Genomic DNA, 1,092 nt, shown 5'->3' with positions numbered 1-1,092 from the left:
ATCTGATGACTCAAGTACACTAGACAGTTATAGCAATGTTTTTGGACGCTGGTTGATCAACACTGCCAGCAACAATAAAGATTTAATAGCCATCACCCCTGCAATGTGTACGGGTTCTGGCATGAGTGAGTTTGAAAAAAACTATCCTAAACAGTATTTTGATGTAGGCATTGCTGAGCAACACGCTATCACCTTTGCAGGAGGGTTAGCAACACAAGGTTTAAAACCTATTGTTGCTATTTACTCAACCTTCTTACAACGAGGCTATGACCAACTTATTCATGATATTGCCCTGCAAAATCTCAATGTTATTTTTGCCATTGACCGCGCAGGTTTGGTGGGTAGCGATGGCGCCACTCATGCAGGGTGTTTTGATTTAAGTTTCTTAAGGTGTATTCCAAATCTAACCATTATGGCGCCAAGCAATGGTTTAGAGCTATATCAAATGCTCAATACCGCCTTTAAAATGGAATCACCCGTTTGTATTCGTTACCCACGAGGTGTGGCAAATATAGCGAAATATGAGACTCAAGACACAATAGAAATTGGAAAAGCTAATGTTTTACTAAAAGGTGAGAAAATCGCTATTTTTGCTTATGGTAGTAGAGTTGATAGCGCATTAGAAGCAGGCAAAGTGCTTGGAGGGAGTGTGATTGATATGCGCTTTGTAAAGCCATTAGATGAGCAACTTATCAGTCAAATAGCAAACTCACACCAGCAGTTGATCTCCATTGAAGATAATGTTATATCAGGTGGTGGAGGTAGCGCTATTAGTGAGTATCTACATCAACAAAAAATTACCACGCCTTTGCAAATTTTAGGTTTACCCGATGACTTTACTGAACAAGGCTCTCAAACAGAGTTGTATCAACAATACGGACTAACAGCGCAAGGTATTATTAACACCATACAGTCATGAAAAAACTCCTAAAACGCTATAGCCCTAATCCAAACGAATTAAAAAATCACAAGCACTTAGGATGGCTGGGTAAGCACCTGCAGCATTCAGGTTTATGGAACTTTAATAGAAAATCTATTGCTAAAGCTTTTGCTGTGGGTCTATTTTGTGCTTTTATTCCCGTGCCTTTTCAA

At 39.5% G+C, this 1,092-nt stretch carries 2 protein-coding genes; both read left to right on the top strand.

Going from position 1 to position 1,092, the window contains the following annotated elements:
• On the top strand, positions 1 to 919 hold a 919-nt coding region (locus BBROOKSOX_RS11465; protein ID WP_306821354.1), incomplete at its 5' end, for a transketolase C-terminal domain-containing protein.
• On the top strand, positions 916 to 1,092 hold a 177-nt coding region (locus BBROOKSOX_RS11460), incomplete at its 3' end, for a DUF2062 domain-containing protein (RefSeq protein ID WP_139661992.1). The genes BBROOKSOX_RS11465 and BBROOKSOX_RS11460, both read left to right, overlap by 4 nt.

This window comes from bacterium endosymbiont of Bathymodiolus sp. 5 South (genome assembly GCF_900128535.1).
Classification (GTDB): domain Bacteria; phylum Pseudomonadota; class Gammaproteobacteria; order PS1; family Pseudothioglobaceae; genus Thiodubiliella.
Note: the sequence above shows the minus strand (reverse complement) of the source record. Positions and strands in the feature narration are given on the sequence as shown.